The following is a 672-nucleotide window of genomic DNA, read 5'->3' as shown; positions in this document are numbered from 1 at the left end:
CGGCAGGGGCCGGCGATCGACACGATCGAACGGATCGGCCTTGCCGGCCGTGCCACAGCCAGGCGCCGGGCGGAAAAAACTCTGCTTGAAAGCATCCCACTCGATAAGCTTCCATCACTGGATAAGCTGTTAGAGGTTGACTTATCGATCGGCCAGACGAGGTCGCATTACAAAGACAGGTAATGCCCTAGCCCGAACCATGATGGTTGAAGCGAGTTGGTCGTATCGACACCCACCCCGAGAAAGACATCCTTTTTTGAAGCGCGGCCAGCATCAGCCTCAAGAGATTAAAGATATTGGCTGGAAAGCGCAGACGCGATTGTGCAAGCGGTACCGGGACCTTTCAAAAACCGGGAAACCACAACCTCGTGTTCTGACTGCTGTCGCTCGCGAACTTGCTGGCTTTATCTGGGATATTGCCCGGCACGTACCGATCCCGGCTTAGCCCGAGGCGTACCGCACCTTTCTGCCTGTGCAGCATGCTGGAGATGACGGCCAAAGATCAGGGAACCCTCGACTTACGTTGGGATAGGTATCCGTCCTTAGAGAGAGGCAAGCCCGCATCGAATATGGTCAGGCGGTGAAAATCCGCGGATGAGAGTATGATAACCATCGGATCGCCATCTCCAGCACCGTGCACAGGCTGCATCAATTGACCGACCTCGCGAAAAC

1 protein-coding gene is annotated in these 672 nt (G+C 55.7%); it reads left to right on the top strand.

Features of this window, described 5'->3' with window-relative positions; translation table 11 throughout:
• Positions 1 to 183: hypothetical protein (locus tag AB4Z23_RS27675; RefSeq protein ID WP_441361206.1), on the top strand; the 183-nt coding region annotated here is incomplete at its 5' end.
• Positions 184 to 672 lie beyond the last annotated feature (489 nt).

Source organism: Agrobacterium sp. MCAB5 (genome assembly GCF_052114365.1).
GTDB lineage: Bacteria > Pseudomonadota > Alphaproteobacteria > Rhizobiales > Rhizobiaceae > Agrobacterium > Agrobacterium tumefaciens.
Note: the sequence above shows the minus strand (reverse complement) of the source record. Positions and strands in the feature narration are given on the sequence as shown.